The organism is Candidatus Palauibacter australiensis (genome assembly GCA_026705295.1).
GTDB lineage: Bacteria > Gemmatimonadota > Gemmatimonadetes > Palauibacterales > Palauibacteraceae > Palauibacter > Palauibacter australiensis.
Window position 1 is genome coordinate 1 of the sequence record JAPPBA010000147.1, and the last position, 5,945, is coordinate 5,945.

The 5,945-nt window shown below is 68.0% G+C and carries 6 protein-coding genes; all 6 read left to right on the forward strand.

The window, feature by feature from the left end; translation table 11 throughout:
• The first annotated feature begins 142 nt into the window (after window positions 1–142).
• Window positions 143–1,468 carry an inositol-3-phosphate synthase gene (locus OXN85_12255; GenBank protein MCY3600729.1) on the forward strand — a complete coding sequence of 442 codons (1,326 nt, stop codon included), beginning with the start codon at window positions 143–145 and terminating at the stop codon, window positions 1,466–1,468.
• Window positions 1,469–2,149 carry a dTMP kinase gene (tmk, locus tag OXN85_12260; protein ID MCY3600730.1) on the forward strand — a complete coding sequence of 227 codons (681 nt, stop codon included), beginning with the start codon at window positions 1,469–1,471 and terminating at the stop codon, window positions 2,147–2,149. It begins immediately after the preceding gene.
• An 83-nt stretch (window positions 2,150–2,232) separates the two neighbouring features.
• Window positions 2,233–3,891: a S41 family peptidase gene (locus OXN85_12265; GenBank protein MCY3600731.1), complete on the forward strand. Its 1,659-nt coding sequence runs from the start codon at window positions 2,233–2,235 to the stop codon at window positions 3,889–3,891.
• Window positions 3,892–3,922: 31 nt separating this feature from the next.
• On the forward strand, window positions 3,923–4,384 hold the full coding sequence (locus tag OXN85_12270) for a hypothetical protein (GenBank protein MCY3600732.1): 462 nt from the start codon (window positions 3,923–3,925) through the stop codon (window positions 4,382–4,384).
• A 21-nt stretch (window positions 4,385–4,405) separates the two neighbouring features.
• The gene (locus OXN85_12275; protein ID MCY3600733.1) at window positions 4,406–5,095 is read left to right on the forward strand and encodes a TIGR04282 family arsenosugar biosynthesis glycosyltransferase; all 690 of its coding nucleotides are present in this window, start codon (window positions 4,406–4,408) and stop codon (window positions 5,093–5,095) included.
• Window positions 5,095–5,945 (forward strand): asparaginase (locus OXN85_12280; GenBank protein MCY3600734.1); only part of this gene is annotated, 851 nt, incomplete at its 3' end. The genes OXN85_12275 and OXN85_12280, both read left to right, overlap by 1 nt.

Sequence of the window (5,945 nt, forward strand, 5' to 3'; positions counted from 1 at the left end):
CGTACTCAGGGTCGTGATCATCGTCCTCGCGATTCTCACCAACCTGACCGCCTTCCAGCGGATCTGGTGGGTGTACCGGAATACGCGGCCCGACGGCGAGCCGCCCCCCAAGTCGAACTGAACAGACACGGAGTGAACCGGCATCGTGGATTCGGATAGATCACCTGAAACCATCTCCTCGGCCGAAGGAACGCTCGGCGTCCTCCTCGTAGGGCTCGGAGCGGTCTCGACCACCTTCATCGCCGGCGTGGAGGCGGCGCGCCGGGGGCGGAACCGGCCCATCGGGTCGCTCACGCAGATGAACACGATCCGGCTCGGGAAGCGGACGGAGAACCGCACCCCGTTCATCCGCGACTTTGTACCGCTGGCCGAACTGGACGACCTCGTCTTCGGGGCCTGGGACCCGATCCCGGACAACGCCTACGAGTCCGCCAAGGTGTGCGGCGTCCTCCGGCCCGAGGACATCGATCCGCTGGCGGACTTCATGCGGAGCATCGAGCCGATGCCGGCCGCCTTCGACCGCGCCTACGTGAAGAAGCTCGACGGCCCGAACGTGAAGACGGATCCGAACAAGCGGGAACTCGCCGAGCAGCTCCGCGAGGACATCCGCCGGTTCAGGGCGGAGAACGGCTGCGACCGCCTCGTGATGGTGTGGGCGGCCTCGACCGAGATCTTCATGAAGCCGAGTCCGGTCCACGACAGCCCGGCCTCGTTCGAGCGCGCCATGGAGGAGAACCACCCGGATATCGCGCCCTCGATGCTCTACGCCTGGGCCGCGCTCATGGAGGGGGTGCCGTTCGCGAACGGGGCGCCGAATCTGACCTGCGACATCCCCGCGCTCCTCGCGCTCGCCGCCGAACGGGGCGTGGCGATTGCGGGGAAGGACTTCAAGACGGGCCAGACGCTGATGAAGACGATTCTGGCTCCCGGTCTCAAGGCGCGCATGCTCGGCCTCAACGGCTGGTTCTCGACGAATATCCTCGGCAACCGGGACGGCGAAGTGCTCGACGACCCCGAGAGTTTCAAGACGAAGGAAGAATCGAAGCTCGGAGCCCTCGAATATATCCTGCAGCCGGACATGTACCCGGACCTCTATGGAGAGATGTATCACAAGGTCCGTATCAACTATTATCCGCCGCGCGGCGACAACAAGGAAGGATGGGACAATCTCGACATATTCGGCTGGATGGGGTACGGCATGCAGATCAAGATCGACTTTCTGTGCCGCGACTCCATTCTGGCCGCGCCCATCGTTCTGGACCTGGCGCTCTTTCTCGACCTCGCGGCGCGCTCCGGACTGTCGGGAGTCCAGGAATGGCTGTCCTTCTACTTCAAGGCGCCGCAGACGGCTCCGGACCTTTATCCGGAACACGACATTTTCATCCAGCACTGGAAGCTCAAGAACACGTTGCGCTGGCTTAAGGGGGAGGAGCAGATCACCCACCTCGGCGTGGAGTACTACGACTGAATGAAGGGGTGCTTCCTCGTATTCGAGGGACCGGAGGGGTCGGGGAAGTCGCTCCAGATCGAGCGGCTGGCCGAACGGTTGTCCCGGGCCGGCGTGCCGCGCACGGTGACTCGGGAACCCGGGGGTACGGCCGCGGCGGAGGCGATCCGGAGCGTGCTCCTCGACCGGCCGGAGCTGCGGCTCGACGGCATCGCGGAGCTGCTCCTCTTTTCGGCGGCCCGCCGCGCCCACGTAGAGGAGGTGATCCGGCCCGCGCTGAAGCGCGGCGAGATCGTCCTCTGCGACCGCTTCGAGCTTTCCACGCGAGTCTACCAGGGGTGGGCGCGCGGCGTCGCCGCGGAGACAATCGAACAGGTCACGCGCGCCGCGACGGGCGGCCTCCTTCCGGAACTCTACCTCGTGCTCGACGTACCGGTGAACGTGGGATTGGATCGCCAGGGGCAGGATCAGGATGATCCCGGCCAACTGGCCTTCTTCGGGTCCGAGCCCGACCGGATCGAGCTGGAGAAGCGATCGTTCCGCGAGCGCGTGCGAGAAGGGTATCGAGCGCTGGCGGCGGAGGAGGAGAGGGTCGCGATCCTCGACGGCTCGGGCACTCCGGATCAGGTGGAGGCCCGGATTCTGGCATCCCTTCAGGAGAGGCTGCCGGACCGGTTTCGAGCGGTGAACTTTCCTCGTTGACGGCGCGGTGTGACATTGACGGTAGCGGCGGACGGCCGCTCGAACGCGGCCCCTCATGACGGGGCCGCCACCACGGAGGATGCATGAGAGTGGAGCGATCCTGGACGACGGGAGTGCTGGTCGGCGCCATCGCCCTTGCGACCGGCGGCTGGCTGATCAACCAGAGCGGGGCCGCGAGCGGTGGGGAAAGCCGCCGGCTCCTGGATGAGATCCACCGTCTGATCTCCGCCCGTTTCGTTGACGAGATCCCGCCGGAGGAGTTGTACCAGATGGCGATCGACGGGATGCTCGAGAATCTGGGCGACCCGTACACGACCTTCCTTGAACCCCGGGATTCCGAGGATCTGCGCCTCACGACAACGGGCAACTATGGGGGGCTCGGCGTCCGGATCGACGTGAAGGATGACTGGATCACGGTCGTCCAGGTGCTCCCGAACTCACCGGCCCTCCGCGAGGGACTCGAGGTCGGCGACCGCATCATCGAGGTCGAGGGCGAGTCGGCCGAGGGCTGGTCGGTGGACAAGGCCGTGGACACGCTGCGTGGGGAGAAGGGGGCGCCGGTCAACATCACGATCGCGAGGGTAGGCGTGGACCGGCCGCTCGCGATCCGCATCGTACGCGATGTCATCCAGGTGGCGCAGGCGCAGGGTTTCGTCCTCGACGGCGCTATCGGCTACGTGACGCTGCGCGGCTTCAGCCGTGAGGCGAAGGAGGAACTGGTCGCGACGCTGGATCGCCTCGTCGCTGAAGGGGCCGGCGGACTGATCCTCGACTTGCGGCGGAACCCCGGCGGCCTGCTGCCCGCGGGAATCGACGTCACGGACCTGTTCCTCGAGCGGGGCAGGCCCGTGGTCGAGACGCGCTCACGCCTCGAGGAGCAGAACTACCTGTTCCGCGCCTCCAGCGAGGATCGCTACGCGGATATCCCGATCGTCGTCGTCGTGGACGGCCTCAGCGCGAGCGCATCCGAGATCGTGGCTGGCGCGCTGCAGGACCACGACCGGGCGGTCGTCGTGGGCACCACGACGTTCGGCAAGGGTTCCGTGCAGACGTTGTACGGCCTCTCCGGGAACAACAGCATGAAGGTCACAACGGCCCGCTGGTACACGCCGGCGGGGCGCTCCATCACGAAGGATTTCGACCGGGAGAGCGCGCTCCGCGACCTCGCGGCGAGCGCCGTGGCGATTTCGGGTGAACCGATCGCGGCGCGGTCGGAGACGGAAGACCGTGAGGAGTTTACGACGACGGGCGGCCGGACGGTGTATGGAGGCGGCGGGATTACTCCGGACCTGGTCGTCTACCGCGACACGCTCTCCACGGAGGAGCAGGAGCTGCGACGCCTCGCGACGCGCTCGGGGGCGATCCCGCGGAACATCGTCTTCCGCTGGGCCGTCGAGTACTCGAACGAACACGATTTCAACGAAGGTTTCTCCGTCACGCAGGGGATGCGGGAAGAGGTCTGGACGGCGCTCGTGGAGGCGGGAGCCGAGGTCGGGAGGGAACTCTTCGACCAGTCGCAGACCTATGTCGACTGGCTCATCGCGGATGAGCTGGCCGGCGCGGAGTTCGGGGAGGTGCCCCAGCTCCGCAGTCGGGCCGTGCGGGACGCGCAGATAATGGTCGCAATGGACCTCCTGAGGGAGGCCGATTCCCCCGAAGCGCTGCTCACGGTCGCGGCGCGCGCCGCGGAGGAGCGGAGTGCGGAAGGTACGCGAAGCGGAGAGCCCAGCGGGGATCGCTAGCTAGCGACTCAGAGAGGTGAGGAGACGAGCGATGAGAGAGCGCATGCGACGGTCGGCCGCGATTGCAACCACGATGGCCCTGATGGCGGCAATGGCGTGTGCGGGCAACCCTCGCCCCGGGACGTACACCCGGCTCATCATCACCGGCAGCGAGATCCGTGACGCCGGGTACCGGTCGGCCTACGAGGCGCTCACCCATCATCGGGAACTGATCGTTTTCGAGGGTGAGATCCACTTCCGGGGCGGGAACGACAACCCGTGGATGCGCGACGGAAGCGGCAGCGTCCAACCGCGGCCGCGGATGTCGCAGTCGTACCAGATCCCGCTTCTCGTCGTGGACGGCGACTTCAACCAGAACGACGCGGTCACCGCCCTGCGGCGGATTCCCGCGGAGGAGATCGTGTCGATCCGGCTGTACCACCAGAGCATGGTTCCGCCCCGCTATCGCCGGCCGGGCGCCGAGGGCGGAGTAATCGAGGTCAGCACCCGCTAGTACCTGTGGCGAAACCCCGCCTTGAGCGTTGAGAGCAGGCGCCCCCGCCTCCTCGTCTTCGGCCGCCTGCCCGAGCCGGGCTACGTCAAGACGCGCCTCCATCCCGAGCTGACCAGGGAGGGGAGCGCCGTCCTGTACGAGGCGTTCCTAGACGACGCCATGAAGCTCGCACCGGACGGAGTCGCCGTGGAGTTGTGGGTCCCCGACCGTCCCGGAGCGATCGAGCGACTGGGCTCGCGGTACCCCGCGGTCCGCGTCCGGCTGCAATCCGGCGGGGCGCTTGGTGACCGGCTCGAGCTGGCGTTTGCCCGCGCGTTTCGAGAGGGCGTCGACCGCGCGGTCGCGCTCGGAAGCGACCATCCAACGCTCCCGGCCGAGTTCGTCGTGCGGGCCTTCGCCGCGCTGGCCGGTAGCCCGCTGGCCCTTGGCCCGAGCCTGGACGGCGGATACTACGCGATCGGACTGCGCCGGTCCGCGTGGCCCCGCGCCCGCGATCTCTTCGTCGGAGCCCCCTGGTCGACGCCGGGGCTGTTCGCCTGGACGCGCGCGCGCGCCGCATCGCTGCGGCTCGATTGCGCGGAGCTGCCGCCCTGGTACGATGTGGACCGTCCGGCGGATCTGTCCCGCATGGCCGACGACTTGATCGAAGGGAGCGCGACGGCCGGAGCCTGGGCCCGGCTCGCGCCGCCGAGCGCGGGAGCGGAGGGGTGATGGAACCGATCCGCGTCACGGTGGATCGGGCCGGAACGCGGGAATCGGCCCATCTCGTCTACGGCTTGGTCCGCGAAGCCGGTCCCGCCGGTCGCAGCCACGCCTTCGGCGATCCGCAGTTGATGGCCTTCTGGCGCTCTTCGATGAAGCCGCTCCAGATCCTGCCGGCGGTCAGAGACGGCGTGCTCGAACGCCTCGGGCTCGGAGCGGAGGCGCTGGCGCTGGCGTGCGCTTCGCATCATGGCACGCCGCGGCACCTGGAGGTCGTGCAGTCGGTGATCGACGCGGCGGAGTTGACGCCGGAGATGTTCACTTGCGGGCCGCATCGGCCGTTCGACGACGGCGCGGCCCGGGGGATGGATCGGGCGGGGCGCCTGCCGGCACGGATCCACAACAACTGTTCGGGTCAGCATGCGGCGCTGTTGGCGCTCTGCCTCGCCCGCGGCTGGCCCGTGGCGGGTTACCACGAGCCGGAGCACCCGCTGCAGCGGATCATCCGTCGCGAACTCTCGGCGTGGCTGGGTAAGGATTGCGAGCGCCTGCCGTGGGGAACGGATGGCTGCGGCCTGCCCACGCCGGCCCTTCCTCTGCGGGACATGGCGCGGGCGTTCGCGGATTTCGGCGCCTCGTCGGAGGCGGCCGTTCGATCCGTTGTGACGGCGATGACGACGCATCCGACATTGGTTTCGGGTCCCGCGGCGCTCTCGGCGAACCTGATGCGGGCGAGTTCCGGTCGGATTCTCGCCAAGGAGGGGGCGGAGGGGGTTTTCTGTCTGGCGAGCGCGGACGGGGGGTGGGGGGCGGCCTTCAAGGTGCTCGATGGTGCAACGAGGCCGCTGGGGCCGGCGGT

Excerpts from the sequence above, each read along its gene's own strand:
- OXN85_12270 (MCY3600732.1), top strand. The coding sequence starts at position 3,923 with ATGAGAGAGCGCATGCGACGGTCGGCCGCGATTGCAACCACGATGGCC.
- tmk (MCY3600730.1), top strand. The coding sequence starts at position 1,469 with ATGAAGGGGTGCTTCCTCGTATTCGAGGGACCGGAGGGGTCGGGGAAG.
- OXN85_12265 (MCY3600731.1), top strand. The coding sequence starts at position 2,233 with ATGAGAGTGGAGCGATCCTGGACGACGGGAGTGCTGGTCGGCGCCATC.